Source organism: Porphyromonas gingivicanis JCM 15907 (genome assembly GCF_000614585.1).
In the GTDB taxonomy this organism is placed as follows: domain Bacteria; phylum Bacteroidota; class Bacteroidia; order Bacteroidales; family Porphyromonadaceae; genus Porphyromonas; species Porphyromonas gingivicanis.
The window spans coordinates 24,000-42,762 of the sequence record NZ_BAKX01000011.1; the positions used below are offsets into that span (position 1 = coordinate 24,000).

The 18,763-nt window shown below is 42.0% G+C and carries 10 protein-coding genes, 1 pseudogene and 1 CRISPR repeat array; of the genes and pseudogenes, 3 read left to right on the forward strand and 8 right to left on the reverse strand.

Annotated features, from left to right (window positions below):
* Positions 1-371: 371 nt before the first annotated feature.
* Entirely contained in the window at positions 372-908 is a 537-nt protein-coding gene (locus tag JCM15907_RS08985; protein WP_025843532.1) for a ClbS/DfsB family four-helix bundle protein, read from the forward strand.
* Positions 909-1,257: 349 nt separating this feature from the next.
* Here JCM15907_RS08985 and JCM15907_RS08990 read toward each other — a convergent pair whose 3' ends face one another.
* Complete coding sequence (locus JCM15907_RS08990; RefSeq protein WP_025843533.1) at positions 1,258-1,797, reverse strand: shikimate kinase; 540 nt, start codon at positions 1,795-1,797, stop codon at positions 1,258-1,260.
* Between the two features lie 27 nt (positions 1,798-1,824).
* On the reverse strand, positions 1,825-3,906 hold the full coding sequence (locus tag JCM15907_RS08995; protein WP_025843534.1) for an HD family phosphohydrolase: 2,082 nt from the start codon (positions 3,904-3,906) through the stop codon (positions 1,825-1,827).
* A 29-nt stretch (positions 3,907-3,935) separates the two neighbouring features.
* Here JCM15907_RS08995 and JCM15907_RS09000 point away from each other — a divergent pair, with 29 nt between their 5' ends.
* Positions 3,936-4,130: a hypothetical protein gene (locus JCM15907_RS09000; RefSeq protein WP_025843535.1), complete on the forward strand. Its 195-nt coding sequence runs from the start codon at positions 3,936-3,938 to the stop codon at positions 4,128-4,130.
* Between the two features lie 277 nt (positions 4,131-4,407).
* On the opposite strand, the gene carB is transcribed toward JCM15907_RS09000, so the two are convergent.
* The 5 genes and pseudogenes from carB to pyrG all read right to left on the reverse strand — a co-directional run bounded on the left by carB (position 4,408) and on the right by pyrG (position 14,155).
* The gene (carB, locus tag JCM15907_RS09005) at positions 4,408-7,635 is read right to left on the reverse strand and encodes a carbamoyl-phosphate synthase (glutamine-hydrolyzing) large subunit (RefSeq protein WP_036885666.1); all 3,228 of its coding nucleotides are present in this window, start codon (positions 7,633-7,635) and stop codon (positions 4,408-4,410) included.
* A 5-nt stretch (positions 7,636-7,640) separates the two neighbouring features.
* Positions 7,641-8,717 (reverse strand): glutamine-hydrolyzing carbamoyl-phosphate synthase small subunit, encoded by a 1,077-nt coding sequence (gene carA / locus JCM15907_RS09010; RefSeq protein WP_025843537.1) that lies wholly within the window; start codon positions 8,715-8,717, stop codon positions 7,641-7,643.
* Positions 8,718-8,719: 2 nt separating this feature from the next.
* Positions 8,720-10,609, reverse strand: a complete 1,890-nt coding sequence (locus JCM15907_RS09015) for an amidophosphoribosyltransferase (protein WP_025843538.1) — start codon at positions 10,607-10,609, stop codon at positions 8,720-8,722.
* Positions 10,610-10,631: 22 nt separating this feature from the next.
* The gene (gene yidC, locus JCM15907_RS09020) at positions 10,632-12,482 is read right to left on the reverse strand and encodes a membrane protein insertase YidC (protein ID WP_025843539.1); all 1,851 of its coding nucleotides are present in this window, start codon (positions 12,480-12,482) and stop codon (positions 10,632-10,634) included.
* A 57-nt stretch (positions 12,483-12,539) separates the two neighbouring features.
* Positions 12,540-14,155 (reverse strand): annotated as a pseudogene (gene pyrG, locus JCM15907_RS11715) (CTP synthase).
* 352 nt (positions 14,156-14,507) lie between these two features.
* Here pyrG and JCM15907_RS09030 point away from each other — a divergent pair.
* A complete protein-coding gene (locus JCM15907_RS09030; protein ID WP_025843540.1) occupies positions 14,508-15,101 on the forward strand; it encodes an RNA polymerase sigma factor in 594 nt (197 codons plus the stop codon).
* Positions 15,102-15,225: 124 nt separating this feature from the next.
* On the opposite strand, the gene JCM15907_RS09035 is transcribed toward JCM15907_RS09030, so the two are convergent.
* A complete protein-coding gene (locus JCM15907_RS09035) occupies positions 15,226-17,562 on the reverse strand; it encodes a T9SS type A sorting domain-containing protein (RefSeq protein ID WP_025843541.1) in 2,337 nt (778 codons plus the stop codon).
* A 740-nt stretch (positions 17,563-18,302) separates the two neighbouring features.
* A CRISPR array of direct repeats spans positions 18,303-18,726; the repeat unit is 30 nt; unit sequence CTACTAATCGCACCATTATGGAATTGAAAC.
* Positions 18,727-18,763 lie beyond the last annotated feature (37 nt).

Here is an 18,763-nt window from a genome sequence, read left to right on the forward strand (position 1 = left end):
GAAAGAGTATTAAATAGGTATTCTGACAGGCAAATTTTACAATTCAACCCCATTCACAACACTATGAAGAAATGGGAGTTATCACCTACTCTCAAATTGTGGAGAAAATCCTCGATCGGTTTTCCGAATTAATAGATTGAAGAAAAAACTATTGGAGATAAAGCTTTCGCAAGGAATACTTTATCGTCATTTTGCAACTACTCCGAAAGGGGTAGTCAAACAAGTGAGATTTTACTTGCAATCTTTCTACAAATTGGTAAACATTTTTTTCCAATCAGTAATACACTTGTGCGAGGCTGGCAATACACTTGTGCAAAAAGTTCAGTAGATTTGTGTTATCGTCAAACAAACAACAATCACAAGAGTAAACTATGGCACGAGCAACGACTAAAACGGATTTGATGGCATCTGCCAACGGACAATTCGAGAAATTATGGAAACTCATCGACGGAATGGATGAGGGGCTACAAGACGCAACATTTGCAGAACAAATGACAACAATGGGAAAGGAGGCACATTGGAGCCGGGATAAAAATCTGCGCGATGTTCTTGTTCATTTATACGAATGGCATCAGTTATTATTGAATTGGATAAAATCTAATCAAAGAAGCGAGCGCAAGCCTTTTCTGCCAGAACCATACAATTGGAAAACTTACCCAGACATGAATGTCGGTTTTTGGAAAAAACATCAAAATACTCCGCTCGCAGAGGCAAAGAAAATGTTAAAAGAAAGTCATCAAGATGTAACAAGCATAATTGAAACATTCTCAAACGATGAACTTTTTGCTAAGGGAGCTTTCGATTGGACGGGAACTTCGACTTTGGGTTCCTACTGTGTTTCTGCAACTGCAAGTCATTACGACTGGGCAATGAAGAAGATAAAAGCACATATCAAGACTTCGAAATAAATTATCTTTCGTTACGAGCAACGAGATACTTTTCATAAAGAAAAGAGAACTGATAATTGGCAAGTGTTGTATAGATACAATAGTGAAAGGGACATTGGAAAGACTACAGGCTTCTACTTATTGTGTCGGGAATATCTCAGAATCTACTATTAACCCTTTGAGCAAAAAGCAATAAACCTTTTCCCAAAAAGGTACATACCTTTTTACAGAAACCTATATACCTTTTGAGGCTTGGCTCTAACCTCTCAAGGGATAACAAAAAACTCTCTTTTCGACTCCATCAAACGAATCGCCAAGAGAGGATAAATAAAAAGACCATCACATGGTCTATTAAAGAAAATTAGGGTAACTACAAAGCCAAGAGACGAGAAGCAATATCTTCTGCTAAATGAGTTTCATCTTTGTCTGTTTTCACAGCATCGCAAGAGATTATAAATGAGGCTTTTTCGTAGTAAGAAGAGCGTTCTTCGAGAGCCTTACAGATATGTTGCAACAAATCCTCTCCCGAGAGATGTCGCACCGTGGGACGAGTTCGTTTGCACAGTTCTATACGCTCTGCCAATACAGGAGCCGAAAGTTTTAGGTAGATAGTAATACCCGAACTCTTCATCAGCTCCATATTTTCATAAAAACAGGGAAGCCCTCCACCCGTGGCGATAACCGCATTAGGGAAAGAGGAGAGTTCTTCAATGACACACTTCTCTCGAGAACGAAAAATGGCCTCACCCTCTTGAGCAAAAATATCCGACACAGACTTTCTAAACCTATTTTCAATAAAGATATCCGTATCAATAAAATCACGCTGTAAGAGTTGCGCCAATTTCCGCCCAAGCGTACTTTTACCCGCTCCCATATAGCCCACTATGAAAATAGGTATATTGCGATCCATACTATTAACTAAATATTACGTGTACTACTATGCCTGCTCTTTGACACTCTCTTCTTCCTCCTTCTTAGCTCGTGGATAGGCTATTCGGGAGTGATTCATCGTGAGTAATTTTTTGACAAACACCTCCTTTATGGTCTTTATATTCCTAAATGTAAGAGGTGTATTGTCCAACAAGCGGTCGGCAACAATAGAGTCCACAATCCGCTCTACTAACTCTTTAATAGAAGTCTCTGTATACTCCTTCAAGCTACGACTGCTCGCCTCAACGGCATCTGCCAACATAAGAATACCTGTCTCTCGACTAAAAGGATTAGGACCAGGATAAGTAAAAGGGGTAGGGTCTACCACCTCGCCCGAATGCTCATTACAATACATCGTGTAAAAATATTTGGTACGTCCTCTCCCATGGTGGGTGCGGATAAAGTCAATTACTTGAGGAGGCAATTTGTGCTTTTGAGCCAAGGCAATGCCCTCGGTAACGTGCTTGATAATAATAGCCGCACTCTCTTTGTAGTCCAAGTCGTCGTGCGGATTACGACCTCCTTGATTGTTTTCGGTAAAGAAAGCAGCATTAAGCATCTTACCAATATCATGATACAAAGCTCCTGTACGGGTGAGTTGCACATCGGCATCTATGCTCTGAGCCGCTTCGGTAGCCAATATCGACACTTGCATCGAGTGCTGAAAAGTACCAGGTGCATACTCCGAGAGTTGGCGTAATAGAGGACGATTTATATCGCTTAGCTCGACCAAACTAATATTACTGATATAGCCAAATATCTTCTCCATAAGATACACAAGTACATAGGTAAACATCAAGAAAATCATATTGATTCCGAAGCTCAATATCCGTTTGAGTTGTACCTGATCAATAACTCCGCTCTGCAAAAATGACACACTCAACGAGAGCATAACATAGGTAAGAAAAACTAAAAAAGTAGTTCGTATGAGTTGCGAACGAGATGTCAAGTTCTTCAAACTAAATATGGTAACCATACCTGCCGCTAATTGTAAGAGGACAAAGTCCAAAGGCTGTGCCACAAAGAGCATAGCTATGAGAATAGTAACTGTATGTACAAAGAAAGCCGAACGAGAGTCAAAGAAAATACGCACCAATAGTGGTAAGATAATGTAGGGTATAATATAGACATCAAAGTGCCATAGAGAAACCGCAATCTCTGTGATCAGCACAAAGATTAAGATGCCACCTGAGATAAATATCGCATTCTTGACATTATGGAAGAAGAAGTTACGGAAGAGAAAGAAATAAGCCCACAAAGCCCCCAAAAGGATCATTACTATCACGAAAAGACCTATGACCCGACCAAAGAAAGTGCGGTCTGAGCCCGACTTCTCTTCAAACATTTTTTTATAGGATTTCAGTACATTGTAAGTATAGTCGTCGATCACATCTCCCTTATTGATAATGCGACGTCCTGCCACTAAAACACCCGTCGAGTTAGAGATCTTCTGTTGCTCTTCTCGGACTACCTTATCGTATGTAATCTTATCAGGTCTTGTATTAGCTCTTAAATAATTATCTATGTTGAAAAGCTCTATATTCCGACGGTCTAAATAGTCGGGCGCAGCACCCAAAATCTCTTGATAGGCCTCCTTGAGAGAGAGAAAAAAAGTACTCGAGTATTTGGCACTCTCCTTTTCGGCATTAATTAGATTTACCTCAAGTAATTGCAGGGCGTGAATATCTTCCAAATCATCCTGTGTTACCAATCCTCTTGAGTAAAAGTCTTCCAATTTATGCTTTACATAACGATAATAATCTTGAGAATAAGTTTCCTTATAAAGGGTCTCGAAGTCGTGTTCCCATCGGCTCAACGCCTCTCTATCTACCTCTCTATCTACCATGTAGTAGGGAAGGACCTCCTTGGCAATGCTGTCTCTCTCTTGCTCAAGCACCTCTTTTGGCTTAAGTAGAGTAATATCGTAAGGAGCGACAAGAAGTTCGTGCTTCCAGACCTGCCCTTTCTCAAACGTATACATAAACTTATGCTCCTTAGGAGCAAAGATTACGATGATAATCCCCATAATAATAAAGATTAGCAACGACTGAATGGAGGTGGTTAAACGATACTTTTGAGAGTTCCACATAGACAAATGATCATGTTATAACGCTTTTAATGCTAACAAAGATAAAGTTTTTTACCCTCACTTCGTACCTCCGCTCGCTCATTGCACAGCATGATAGAAGTAGCAAACTCTACTACAAGAGAAAGTATTCTCTCCCCCAATACAAACACTACACCACAGGAAATAACCTTTTGAGCAAATGGGAAATAGTAGAAGAACGATTTCGCAACGAACGGTTTTCTTGAACGATTTTAACATCACTACATCGTTATCCAGAGTTCGACACGCACAAAAAAAAGCCACATATCTCCACTACAACTTCTACACATATCGATAGCTCTTTCTACTCATATCGGCGCAATGATCTTTTTTCATCATACGTCCTTTAGCAGGGGGTATTAGCCTAAGCTGAGCAAGAAGGTATAAAAAAAGCACTCTCTCACCTTTTCAAGGGTGGAAAGTGCTCTGGTTAGTATCATTCCTCCTCGTTATCGCTCTTTCGAGAGAAGGGGAATAACGGTGTTACTTGTACTCACTCCAAGGTTTAATTTGAATGTCATCGGCAGAGAGTCGGCAGAAAGCAATTATGAAAGCCGATGCCAAACGAGCATTGGTAATCAATGGGATATTCAAATCAATGGCAGAACGGCGCAGTTTATATCCATTGGTCAGTTCCCCTTGAGAGAGGTTTTTGTTAATATTCACCACCAAGTCTATCGTATGGTCTTGGAGCAAACTCACGGCTTGAGGCTTGCCTTCCTCATCGGGCCAATACACCCGGATAGAGGGAATGCCATTATCTTGTAAGAACTTATGCGTACCCTCCGTGGCGTAAATAGTGTACCCCTTTTGAGTTAATAGACGACAAGAATCCATCATATCGACCTTCTGCTTGTATCCCCCCGTAGAGAGCAACACATTCTTCTTCGGGATGCGATGCCCTACCGATAGCATAGACTTCAAAATGGCTTCGTCCGTATCATCGGCTATACAGCCCACCTCGCCCGTAGAGGTCATATCCACTCCCAAAACGGGGTCTGCCTTTTGCAAACGAGTAAAGGAGAATTGAGAGGCTTTAATTCCCACGTAGTCCAAATCAAAAGCATTCTTCTCAGGCTTCTCAACGGGAAGACCCAACATAATCCTTGTTGCCAAGTCAATAAAGTTAATCTTCAAGACTTTGCTCACAAAGGGGAAGCTACGAGATGCTCTAAGGTTACACTCAATTACCTTAATATCATTGTCTTTTGCCAAAAACTGGATATTAAAGGGACCTGATATATTTAGTGCCTCGGCAATCTGACGGCTAATACGTTTGATACGACGAACTGTCTCTACATACAACTTCTGAGCAGGGAACTGTATTGTGGCATCGCCCGAGTGTACCCCAGCAAACTCTATATGTTCACTAATAGCATAGGCAATAATTTCTCCATTTCGTGCCACAGCATCCATCTCTACCTCTTTGGCATGCTCTATGAACTGACTCACTACCACAGGGTGCTTTTGAGACACATTGGCTGCCAACTGCAAGAAACGCTCCAATTCACTATGGTTGGAACAAACATTCATAGCCGCTCCCGAGAGTACATAACTGGGACGTACCAAAACGGGGAAACCCACTTCAGAGACAAATTGGTTAATATCTTCAAGAGAGCTAAGCTCTCGCCAAGCAGGCTGGTCAATGCCCAAATGGTCGAGCATTGCAGAAAACTTATGACGGTCCTCGGCGTTATCAATACTCTTAGCCGTTGTACCCAATATATTGACATTCTGCTGATCTAAGCGCACTGCTAAATTATTAGGTATCTGACCTCCCGTAGAGAGTATCACTCCCTTTGGAGTTTCCAACTCAAGGATGTCCATAACCCTCTCAAAGGTCAATTCATCAAAATAGAGACGGTCACTCTCATCATAGTCGGTACTCACCGTTTCGGGGTTATAGTTAATCATCACAGAGTGATACCCCTCCCTACGAATCGTATTGAGTGCATTTACTCCACACCAGTCAAACTCTACCGAGCTACCAATGCGGTAAGCTCCTGAACCTAATACAACCACGGCAGGTTTCTCGTTGGTATAGGCTATGTCATGCTCTACTCCGTTGTAGGTCAGATAGAGATAGTTCGTTTGAGCTGGATACTCTGCCGCTAAGGTATCTATCTGTTTAACAACTGGCAATATGCCCATCTCTTGACGCATCTTGCGGATTTCCAAAGAAGCCTCTTCCAAATCTTCACGGGTATATTTGAATACGGCTCGAGCTATTTGGAAATCTGAGAAACCCTGTTGCTTAGCACGACGGATAAGGTCTGCCGACAAGGTATCGGCACTATTGTGTTGCTCCAAAAGCTCGGCTGTATCCAAGATATTTCTCAAGCGATGGAGAAACCATTTATCAATACGTGTAAGATCATGAATCTCCTCTACCGAATACCCCTGACGGAAGGCCTTACTTATAACGAATATACGTGTGTCGGTAGGCTCTCGAAGAGCTTGATCTAAGTTCTTTATGACAAGGTCTTTATTCTCACAGAAACCATGCATACCCTGTCCTATCATACGCAATCCTTTCTGTATGGCTTCTTCAAAAGTACGTCCGATGGCCATAACTTCTCCAACGGACTTCATACTACTGCCCAACTGACGAGATACTCCTTGGAACTTACCTAAATCCCAGCGAGGTATCTTACAAACACAGTAGTCCAACGATGGTTCAAAGAAGGCAGGTGTATTGCGTGTTACAGCATTCTTTATCTCAAATAAGCCATACCCCAAACCGAGTTTTGCCGCAACGAAAGCCAAAGGATAACCAGTTGCCTTTGAAGCCAAAGCAGACGAACGCGACAGACGGGCATTGACCTCAATCACTCGATAATCTTCGCTTACAGGGTCAAGTGCATACTGCACGTTACACTCCCCAACAATACCCAAGTGACGGATAATACGTATCGCTAACTCGCGCAACTTGTGATACTCTCCATTGGTCAAAGTTTGCGAGGGAGCAACCACAATACTCTCTCCTGTGTGAATGCCCAAGGGATCAAAGTTCTCCATATTACATACAGTAATACAGTTGTCATAGGCATCTCGTACTACTTCGTACTCTATTTCTTTCCATCCTCTAAGGCTCTTCTCAACCAATACTTGGGGAGAAAAAGAAAAAGCCTTTTCACAAAGTGCATTCAGCTCCGCCTCATTGTCGCAGAAACCACTACCCAAACCTCCAAGCGCATAGGCAGCACGAATAATAACCGGATAGCCCAAACGAGCTGCAGCCAGACGAGCTGCCTCAATACTCTCTACCGCCTCGCTGGCGATGGTCTTTACATTGATTTCGTTAAGTTTATCTACGAAAAGCTCTCTGTCTTCAGTCGCTATGATAGTCTCTACAGGGGTCCCCAATACCGCTACATTATAGCGTTCCAAAATGCCACTACGATAAAGTGCCACCCCACAGTTCAAAGCTGTTTGCCCACCAAAAGCGAGCAAAATACCATCAGGGCGTTCCTTGGCAATAACTTTCTCAACAAAGAAAGGGGTAACAGGCAAAAAATAGACCTCATCTGCCACTTCGTGAGATGTCTGTACTGTAGCAATATTTGGATTTATAAGAATAGTACGAATACCCTCTTCTCGAATGGCTTTCAAAGCCTGAGAGCCTGAGTAGTCGAACTCACCCGCTTCACCAATCTTCAATGCCCCTGATCCTAAAACAAGGACTTTTTTCATCTCTTTACGATCTATCATAGTTGTTATTGATTGAGAACTGATTGAATGAAATCATCGAATATAAAAAACGTATCGTGAGGACCTCCACACGCTTCGGGATGAAACTGCACAGAACGGTAAGGCATACTTTCGTGACAAATACCCTCATTCGTACCATCATTAAGATTAAAGAACCACTCCTTCCAACCCTTGGAGAGCGAAGAGGTATCTACAGCAAAACTATGGTTCTGACTGGTTATAAAACAGCGATGGGTATCAGCCATACGTACAGGCTGATTGTAACTTCTGTGCCCATACTTCAGTTTGAATATCTTAGCTCCTGCCGCTAAAGAGAGCAACTGATGCCCCATACAGATACCATAGATAGGTTTACCCTTGGTAAAGGCAGTGCGGATATGCTCGACAGCTACCTCACACATATTAGGGTCTCCTGGACCATTAGAAATAAAGAGTCCATCAAAGTCAATGGTATTAAAGTCATAATCCCAAGGAACTCTTATTACAGTAATCTCAGGGCAAAGTAAACGACGGATAATATTGTGCTTTACTCCGCAGTCGAGAAGTACTACTTTCTTCTCTCCACTACCATAATACACCACCTCTTTGCAAGAGGTCTCTGCAACAAGATTGCGCTCTTCAAAATGCTCATCAATAGCCTCTTCAAGCACCCCCTCTATGGTTATAGTGCCTTTCATAGCTCCCTTTTCGCGCAAATGTTTGGTCAAAGCTCTGGTGTCAATACCTCCAATACCAACCACTCCCTCACGGCGAAGAGCAGAAGCCAAAGACTCTACAGCATTCCAATGGCTATACTCCCGTGCATAATCTGCTACTACGATGCCTTGCATATGCATCTTTTCGCTCTCCCAATGTAAAGAAATTCCCTCTGGATTTACATCCGAAGAGGGAATGCCATAGTTCCCTATCATAGGATAGGTTGCTACCATAATTTGTCCTTTGTAACTGGGATCGGAAAGACTCTCTGGATAGCCATTCATTGCCGTATTGAAGACTACCTCTCCAATAATATTCTTCTCAGCTCCAAATGAATACCCTTCGTAAAGAGTTCCGTCTTCGAGCTTAAGGATAGCTTTTTTCATATTTATTCTTTGTGCCAATCTTGTTCTACATAGTCTATAAAGGCCTCATTAACGAGGTGGGTACCTCCTGGGGTAGGATAATTGCCCGTAAAGTACCAATCTCCTGGATGATTAGGAATAGCCTCATGTAGCTTCTCAATGCTCTGAAAAACCACCTTGACATCAGCTTTTACATCATCAGGCTTAACTAACTCCACTATTTTTGCAGAAATCTCCTCTGCTGAGAAAGGTTTATAAACCTCCTTAACCACGTTAGGTACGAAGTCATTCTTAGAAGTACCTCGCAAAGAAAGTGCCTTACGATATTGCTCCTCGATGATATGCTCCGAGCCTCGCTCCCTATGTAACGCAATAGCAGCACGGAAAGCGATGAACTCTTTCATCTTACTCATATCGATACCATAGCAATCAGGATAGCGTATTTGCGGAGAACTCGAAACAATAACAATAAGTCTTGGACCGATACGATCCAATATCTTAAGAATGCTCTGCTTAATAGTAGTACCTCGAACGATACTATCATCGATGATAACCAAATTATCCTCTCCTCTACGAATACTTCCATAAGTAACGTCATAAACGTGAGCAGCCAAGTCGTTACGAGTGTTGCCCTCTGTGATAAAAGTTCTCAGCTTAATATCCTTAATAGCAACCTTCTCTGTACGGATGCGACGCTCCACAATACTACGTACCTTTTCCTCATCGAGGGTATCGGTTTGGAGAAGGGCTTTTGTCTTCTCCTCATTCAGATAGTCATTCAGCCCCTCTATCATACCATAATAGGCGACTTCTGCTGTGTTGGGTACAAAAGAGAAGACCGTATTGTCTACATCATAATCTATTGCTTTGAGGATTTGTTCAGTGAGACAATGTCCCAATGCCTTGCGCTCTCTATAGATGTCATAATCACTCCCTCGAGAGAAATATATCCTTTCAAAAGAGCAAGCCTTAAAATCAGCGGGAAGAAGTATTTGCTCCAAACGATGCTCCCCTTTTTGATTGATGAGAAGTGCTTGCCCTGGCTGTAGCTCCTCTACCTTGTCATAGGTCAAATTCATAACCGTTTGGATAACTGGACGCTCGGAGGCAACCACAATAACTTCGTCATCAATGTAGTAGAAAGCTGGACGAATACCATGAGCATCTCGCAAAACATACATCTCTCCACTACCACTAAGTCCAGACATCACAAAACCTCCATCCCATAGAGGAGCTGTCTTTTTCAAGACATTAGACATATCAATATGTTTCTCAATAAAATGGGTAATATCCATTCCGTCGAGTCCATGTTCCACATGACCGATGCGATATACTCGCTCCACCTCTCGGTCTAAAGCATGCCCCACTTGTTCTAACAAAATATGTGTATCACTCGTTAGACGAGGGTGTTGCCCTTTAGTTGTAATCGCCTTAAAAACAGCTTCTACATTGGTAAGATTAAAATTGCCACAAGTAGCTAATGTCTTGGCGCGCCAGTTATTGCGGCGCACCATAGGATGTACAAAAGTTAATCCACTACGTCCTGTGGTCGAGTAGCGCAAGTGTCCCATATAGCATTCCCCAGCAAAAGGGATATGCTTCTCTGCAAAAGAAACATCACTCTGCTCCTCTTGAGAAAATTCCCCTATCGTATGATAAACCTTTCCAAAAATCTCTTGTATGGCATTAGCACCTTCTGCCCTTTGTCGGAATAAATATTCTTCTCCAGGCATCGTTTGTAACTTGACTGAAGCCAAGCCTGCCCCTTCCTGCCCTCTATTGTGTTGCTTCTCCATGAGGAGATACAACTTATTGAGACCATACATCCATGTACCATACTTCTCTTGGTAGTAGGATAAAGGCTTTAGTAAGCGTACGAGGGCAAACCCACATTCATGTTTGAGAGGTTCCATATAGGATTTTTTGGTTTAAGGGTTACTTTTTCTTTTGTTGAGCACGCATCTGTTGCTGCTGTAGGCGTTGCGCCTCCTCTAAACGAGCCATAAAACCTGATTTTTTACGAGGTTTCTTTTTGTTTTCTTCCAACTTGGCAAGTACCTTATCTTCGTTAATCATGAGGCGACTGGCTACAAACTGAATAATAGTAATCAGAGTAGAGACGAAGTAATAGTAACAAAGACCCGAAGAGTTGCTATTGAACATGAAGAAAAACATAATGGACATAATATAAGGCATCCACTTCATCATCTTCATTTGCTGGTTATCGCCCACCGCATTCTGCCCCATAGTATATTGCGAGTACAGAATATTGGTCACAGCCCAAAGTAGACAAAACAAGCTCAAATGGTTGCCCATAAGTCCACTAAGAATAGGTATATCGAAAGACCACGTCAATACAGCATCGTAGGTAGAGAGATCCTCTGCCCATAGGAATGATTCACCTCTCAATGCAATGGCTGTAGGGAAAAACATATACAATGATATCAAAAATGGCATTTGAAGCAACATAGGAAGACAGCCACTCATAGGACTCGCTCCTGCGGCTCTATATAACGACATAGTCTCTTGACTACGCTTCATCATCATTTGTTGGTCATTGCCCGCATACTTCTCATTGATAGCCTGTACTTGGGGTTTGAGAACCCGCATCTTGGCTTGAGACACATAGCTCTTAAAGGTAAGAGGGAAAAGAATCGTTTTAATGATCAAAGTCAAAAGCAATATAATAATACCCCAATTGGAGATATACTTCGCCAAGAAATTGACAAGAGGCATAATGAGCGTTACATTTATCCAACGGAACACGCTACCCCCTACATAAACAAGGTGCTCCAAATTCATACGCTCCTCTTTTGCGACCCCCTCATCATAGGCTTTGAGCGCATAATGCTCCAATGGTCCCATATAGAGGGTAAAACCAGCGGTTACTCCATCTCTATTACTAAAAGGTACAGAAGTGGTTATAGTACACTCTTTGGTATAGTCTCCATCTTGAGTAAGAGTTTTTTGCTTCATCTGTGTAGCCTCAAAAGCATTATCTCTATCGGCTATCCATACTGTGGCAAAATATTTATCCTTAAAAGCAATCCAGTGAAGACGTTCTTTCACATCTTCCAAAACTTCACTTTTATCGCTAAGATGGTCTACATCGTCCGACAAGAGTTTATAGTAAATAGCGGAATATTGATTTTCATTTTTCCAAGACTTCTCTTGACGACGTAACTTTTGCCCCATCTCCAAATCTAAGAAACGGAGATTACTGGGAAAAAGACGCTCCAAGTTCTCTCCTTCAATGGCAAAACCCAAGCGATAATCATCCTTGTGCAATGTATAACGAAAATCAAGGTGCGCCAAACTATCTACCGCAAGACGCATTATCAAGGTAGTATCAGAGAGTTGTACAGGGGTAAAATTCAACTCTTTGGTATCCACCACCTTACCCGAAACGGTACGTAAGGGGATATTGAAAAAAGCATCATCTTTGGTAAAAAGAACAAGAGGTTTTTCTTCCTGGGCTTCATATTGAGTAAGTTGAGCTTGCTCCAAAGCCCCTCCTCGTGTGGAAAAGACAAGTTCCACCTTAGAGTTCTTAAGATATACTTTCTCCTCCTTAGCATCCTGCACAGAGGCGAACATACTCGTAGGATCACTTTCGGCAGTTGCCGAAGCATTGACAGATGGGACATGTTCAGAAGTAGCCTCTTCTACAACACGTTCTGTGGCAACAGAGGGTTGCGACGTTGTAGGATTTGGTTTATTAATTATCGAAAATCCTATGAGCACCAAGGCTATAAGGATTACCCCAATAATGGTATTTCTATCCATATATCTTTCTCTGAAAAACGATTATTTCAAGTTGTCTAAAAGTCAAAGATGCCTAACTTACCTTTGAGTGTGGGCTATCACGGCACGCACAAAGCCCATGAAGAGAGGGCTAGGGTTTACCACTGTACTATTGTATTCTGGGTGAAACTGCACTCCAATATACCAAGGATGCCCTTCTAACTCCAAAGCCTCCACAAGTCCTGTGTCAGGATTCTCTCCTACACAACAGAAACCATGCTCTTCAAACTCGGTTCTGTAGCGACTATTGAACTCATAACGATGACGATGACGCTCTTTTATAGAGAGTGTTCCATATACGTCGGCTATTTTAGAACCCGACTTTAGCTTGCACTCATAAGCCCCCAACCTCATAGAGCCTCCAAGCTCGGTTACCGACTTTTGTTCATCCATCAAGTCAATCACTCGGTGCAAACTTTCGGGAGCAATCTCTGCCGTGTTAGCATCGGCATAGCCCAATACATTGCGAGCAAACTCAATAGCCATACACTGCATACCCAAGCAGATACCAAAGTGGGTATTTGGTGTTCACGGGTATATCGGAGAGCAATCAACTTGCCCTCTACCCCACGCTGACCAAAGCCTGGGGCAATAATCACACCGTCACAACCTTGGAGTTTAGCCTCCACATTTTCGGGAGTCAAATGCTCACTTTGTATGCTCACTAAATTGAGTTTTTTATCGTTGTAAATAGAGGCTTGTAGTAATGACTCATCAATAGACTTGTAGGCATCTTGTAACTCTACATATTTACCAACAAGTGCAATGGTAAGCCCCTCTTTGGCGTTCTTAAGTTTCGCCAAAAAGTTTCGCCAAGCCTTCAACTCTGGTTTTTCACCAGGCTCTATACCGACCTTACGCAAAACGGCCTCATCCATCTTTTGGTCTTGTAAAAGCAAAGGTATCTCATATATCGTAGGCATATCAATGCTCTGTATAACAGCATCACGAGATACGTTGCAAAAGAGAGCGACTTTACACAATAGGTCTTCTTGCAAGGTTTTTTCGGTACGTAGCACCAATATATCGGGCTGAATACCTACCTCTTGCAACTGCTTTACTGAGTGCTGAGTTGGCTTCGTTTTGAACTCTCCTGCTGCATTGATGTAGGGTACATAAGTTAGATGTACACAGAGACAATTCTTACCCAACTCCCACTTGAGCTGACGCACTGCTTCTAAAAATGGGAGAGACTCTATATCGCCTACCACACCTCCAATTTCGGTAATTACAAAATCGTAGTTATCCTTTTGCCCCAAGAGTTTTACATTGCGCTTAATTTCATCTGTAATATGAGGTATTACCTGAATAGTTTTGCCTAAATAATCGCCTCTACGCTCCTTACGAATAACATTCTGATAAATCCTACCCGAAGTAATGTTATTGGCTCTCGAAGTGGGGATATTAAGGAAACGCTCATAGTGCCCTAGGTCTAAATCTGCCTCGTGACCATCATTGGTCACATAACACTCGCCATGCTCATAGGGGTTGAGCGTACCAGGGTCTATGTTTATATAGGGATCAAATTTTTGAATCGTTACATTGTACCCTCGGGCTTGAAGCAATTTTGCAAGCGATGCTGCGACGATTCCTTTTCCGAGAGAGGAGACAACCCCTCCCGTTACAAATATGTACTTCGTATCTGTAGTTGCCATGATCCTTATACTTACTTAGTTCCTTTCCTATTTGTTTCATTGAGTTCTCTTTTCCGTCCAACACAAAAGGCTTTTGGGACACTTTCCAGAAGCCTTTTCTATGTACAAAGACGAAAAATACATACTCTTCACAAAGGTACACTTTTGCTACCTATTAGGAAAACTATCGAAAGAAAAAAATCAGCACCTATCGGGCAAGAGACTGAAATACAAGAACGAGAAAAAGAGACACTCCAAAGAATTATTTGCAAGAAACTCTTTTTTTACTTTTCTTTGCAGTGATAATTTTAGTAACACTATAATACAGAATTGCCTATCGAAACACTGCTACTTGATTGAAGATAATAGCAATATGATTGATTTCAAGTTAAAGACGGACGATGAATTAATTTCTTCGTTTGTGAGTGGGTGTAATGAAGCATTTGACTGTTTAATAGAGCGTTACGATTCGGAAGTACTTTCTTATATTCGACTCTCTGTGGCAGATTGGGACGATGCTAACGATATATTCCAAGAGGTTTTTATTAAGGTAATCAATACCATCCGAGAGGGACGCTATCAGATGCAGGGAAAGTTTCGTTCTTGGCTACTACGCATAGCACACAATGCCATCATAGATTACTTTCGTCGTGCTAAAGCTCAAAAAACCATTTCACTCTCCAATGATATATATCGAGAGGATTTTATCGAGCGTATTCCCTGTTCTTCGCCCAACATCGAAGAGCTGTTAATAGCTAACAACACCCGTCAAGAGGTGCGAGAGTGGGTAGCCCAACTACCCAAACAACAACGAGAAGTTTTGATACTCCGCTTCTCTCAAGAGATGAGCTTCAAAGAGATAGCTGAATATACAGGTGTAAGCATCAACACAGCACTGGGGCGTATGCGCTATGCCCTTATCAATTTGAGAAAAATCGCTCTCAAAGAGAGAGCTTTTGCACAATAAAAAAACACCGTTGCACCCTATACTCCCGAGGACTACTATATCCTAATTGGGAAAGAGGGGCAACGGTTTCTTTTTAGGGTAATGTCTACACAAAGAGAGTAGACTGCAAGCCTATGAGATTCACTTACTCTATCACCAACTTATAGCAAGAGTTAGCACAGCGAACTACATAAGTCCCCACAGGAAGCGTAGCCACATCTACACGGCAAGCCCCCATCTCATCGGCACAAGTCTCTGCGAGCAAAACGCCAGCTAATGAGAAGAGTTGCACTCGCTCTCCAGCCTCTAAACCTGACACTAAGAATGTATGGCGAGCAGGATTAGGATAAATAGTGGCACCACGAGTAGCTATCTCTTCCACTCCCACAGGTTTACCTGCATAATCAACAGCATTGCCCCCATTATAATCTTTCACCACCCAATACTTCTGAATGGCTAAAGGCACGTCCTTATTCGTACAAATATTTTTCTCTTGCTCCGCTTTCAAATCTACCACCACAAGCAAACCAGACTTCTCCTTTTCTCTTAAAGGCAAAGAGGTTATAAAAGAAGTCATCGCCTGCCCCTGTATCTCATTACCCTGAACAAACACTTTGGCAAGAGAAGGACAAGCGGAGAAATCGAGTTGAGAGAGCTTGTTGTTTTCTCCTCTAAAGCCCTCCAAGTGAGAAGTAACAGAGAAATCCAAAGCCCTGATAGCATTGTCGTTACAAACAAGGCGCAAGAGAGCGGGCGTTTGCAATAGGTCCAATGCTTCAAGATGATTCTTAGAGCAGTGTAGGTCATTCAAAGAGACATTCTCTTGCAACGTCAAACGCTTCAAACCATTGTCAGAGACATCTACAAAAGCCAATAGACCCAACGAAGAGAGGTCAATCGTCTCTAACTTATTTTCGTACGCATATAGTTTGGTAAGTTTTAGATTTTTAGAGAGGTCCAAAGCGTTAATTTTATTCTGAGCGCAATTTACCACACTAAGCAGAGGGAATCCCTTGAGATCAAGCTCCGAAAAGCTATTGCCTGCGCAGTATAGAATCTCCAAGTTTTCATTCTCTTTAAGCCCCAAAGCAGAAAGTTTATTATTGCTACAGTAGAGCGAGCGGAGTGCCGTACAGTGCTCCAACTGCAAAGTCTCTATCTTATTACCCGAGCAGTAGAGTTCGCTAAGGAGCTCCACGCCATCAAGGGGCAACGCCTTTAGCTGATTGTCGGTGCAGGTAACTTTGACAAGAGCAGAGCAACCCGTTAGCGACAGTTGTTCCAACTTGTTAAGGTAGCAAGTTAGCTCTCTTAGGTGCGTATGGTTGGCGAGGTCTAATGAGGTCAAAAGGTTGCGATCGCAGTTGAGATACTCCAAGTTAGGAGCAACGCCCAAATCCAGAGCTGTGAGAGCATTATTCTCTACAATCAACGTTTTAAGTGCGGAAGCATCAGAGCCAAAGTCGATAGCAGTAATCTTATTCTCAGCACACTTTACGGCACTATACTTACCATACAGGGCAAGAGTGTTCGAGGTTCGAGGTATCTCCATCAATGTTTCGAATTGCTTGAGTTCCTCACCCTTTTGATAACCACCATCATTATTCAAATCTATCCAACAGGTATTTCTATGTTCTTCCTCTACATTCAAACTAATGAGCCACTTGCCCGTAGTTTCTGAAGAGGTAAGTATCACTTTAGGGTCTTTTGCCACATAGTTATCATCATCGGGGTCGGGTGTACCCGTATAGGGGTTTTCTCCCTCTTCTTCTCCATCTTTCCAGTCAAAAACAGTCCAATTCTTGTCGACCAACGTTGCCACCTGCTTCTTCGTGGCTATGTTTTCCATCTCTGCTCCTATTACACTATTGATAATGTGTATTTTACCTGCACGCTCCTGCCCTGTACGGTCTACCAAAGAGCGTACCAAACGCCACATATTCTCTCCTTGGATATGATTAGTGTAACAAGAGAGACGGCGCAACTTCTTATTGGCAGAGCAGTCCAACTGTTCGATGCGATTGTTCTGACAAATCAAGTTGTAGAGTTTGTCATTGTGCGAGAGGTCGAGAGCGGTAAGTTTATTATTCCCCACCTGCAAGTCTTCCAAAGCATCATTGGCTGTTACATCCAACTTCGTAAGGTAGTTGAACGAAGCCGAGAGTGTAGTTACCTTGCCATAGATAGTTATGGTAGTACTTGTTACGGGGCTACTATTGTTGTACTGACTAAAATCGTACGCCTCCCCCTCTTCGTACAGAGCGTTGTTGTTCCAGTCAATCCAAACTGAGGATTGGTCTACCTCCTTAGCTTTGAGTCGGATAGACCAATTTAATGTTGCATCTTCTCGGGTCAATACCATCTTGTTTTGTTCGGTGGTGTACTCTGACTGAGCCTCTGCAACAATAGAGTTTAACAATGTTAAAAGTAAAGGCAAAGCCAATAGGCTATGTACCTTGCACGCCAGTAGCATCTTTTTCATAGCATGTAATTTCCTTATTAATATTAGTGTGCTGTAAAATTAACAAAAAAGGATTTACACAATAGAGATCCTTGTGTAGACTTTTCAAAAAGAGACTATTAGATAATACCATATTCTCTACATCATTCTCGATATTAAAGTTCGGTTAAGCAGTTGTACATACTCCTTTCAGACTCAATATCAATATCTTATAAAGTGATGTCATTTAGTTTGAAAAACTATTATACCTTTATCTCCGAAGTATTAACCCTTTCGAGAGTTCTGACAGAGGGTTTTGATTGTTTGCACAGAGGGTTTCAAAAGCTAATCGTATACTTTAAGAAGCAACACATAGAGACTTTCGCACAGGCTTTATTTAATTAAGAGCAAGGTATCGGTTCTGGGGAGAAATATTATATAAGGCTTCAAAGACTATAGAGAAACTTTTTGAATAACTTGCGTTGAGCAAAAACAGAACAAATTACGAAGAGAAGTATTCTTGAAAAAGAGACTTAACAGACTCTATAACGAAGTTTTGTAGCAACTCTTCAAGTTGTCGTCGAATTATTTAAGAGTAGTAGGAAACCTCGTTCTTTATTCTCTTATAGCTGACAACCCAGTAAAAATGGGGAAATTAAATAGTTGTCGTATCTCCACTCTTTTTATAGGACTAGCGATTGACAACTTTTCTGACCTCTTCCACCTCGCTTTTTCCTACACAAGACCTCTATTTACGTCATTTTTTTCTTGTAATTTTACGCCTACTAATCGCACCATTATGGAATTGAAACTATAAAGTTGCGAAAGAGGAAGAGTAGCCCAGTCAACTACTAATCGCACCATTATGGAATTGAAACCGAATTTGATATAGCCATTATCGCCTCCAGAGACCCCTACTAATCGCACCATTATGGAATTGAAACCCTCGCACTTGGGGGTGCATAAGGTTGCTTTTCTCCCTACTAATCGCACCATTATGGAATTGAAACCTATTATAAATGCTGCTTCCTCGTTCGCTTCAAACACTACTAATCGCACCATTATGGAATTGAAACAAAAAAATCCGTATAGACAGCTGGAAAGATACACACCTACTAATCGCACCATTATGGAATTGAAACAGTTTGCGACGGAATACCCTCTATCGTTTACTACCTACTAATCGCACCATTATGGAATTGAAACGCAAGAGCGTGCATTCCTCCACCCTTTGAGGCATTCT

What these genes read in the sequence shown, in the direction of transcription:
- JCM15907_RS08985 (WP_025843532.1), top strand. Translation starts at nt 372, where the DNA reads ATGGCACGAGCAACGACTAAAACGGATTTGATGGCATCTGCCAACGGA.
- JCM15907_RS08990 (WP_025843533.1), bottom strand. Translation starts at nt 1,797, where the DNA reads ATGGATCGCAATATACCTATTTTCATAGTGGGCTATATGGGAGCGGGT.
- JCM15907_RS08995 (WP_025843534.1), bottom strand. Translation starts at nt 3,906, where the DNA reads ATGTGGAACTCTCAAAAGTATCGTTTAACCACCTCCATTCAGTCGTTG.
- JCM15907_RS09000 (WP_025843535.1), top strand. Translation starts at nt 3,936, where the DNA reads ATGCTAACAAAGATAAAGTTTTTTACCCTCACTTCGTACCTCCGCTCG.
- carB (WP_036885666.1), bottom strand. Translation starts at nt 7,635, where the DNA reads ATGATAGATCGTAAAGAGATGAAAAAAGTCCTTGTTTTAGGATCAGGG.
- carA (WP_025843537.1), bottom strand. Translation starts at nt 8,717, where the DNA reads ATGAAAAAAGCTATCCTTAAGCTCGAAGACGGAACTCTTTACGAAGGG.
- JCM15907_RS09015 (WP_025843538.1), bottom strand. Translation starts at nt 10,609, where the DNA reads ATGGAACCTCTCAAACATGAATGTGGGTTTGCCCTCGTACGCTTACTA.
- yidC (WP_025843539.1), bottom strand. Translation starts at nt 12,482, where the DNA reads ATGGATAGAAATACCATTATTGGGGTAATCCTTATAGCCTTGGTGCTC.
- JCM15907_RS09030 (WP_025843540.1), top strand. Translation starts at nt 14,508, where the DNA reads ATGATTGATTTCAAGTTAAAGACGGACGATGAATTAATTTCTTCGTTT.
- JCM15907_RS09035 (WP_025843541.1), bottom strand. Translation starts at nt 17,562, where the DNA reads ATGAAAAAGATGCTACTGGCGTGCAAGGTACATAGCCTATTGGCTTTG.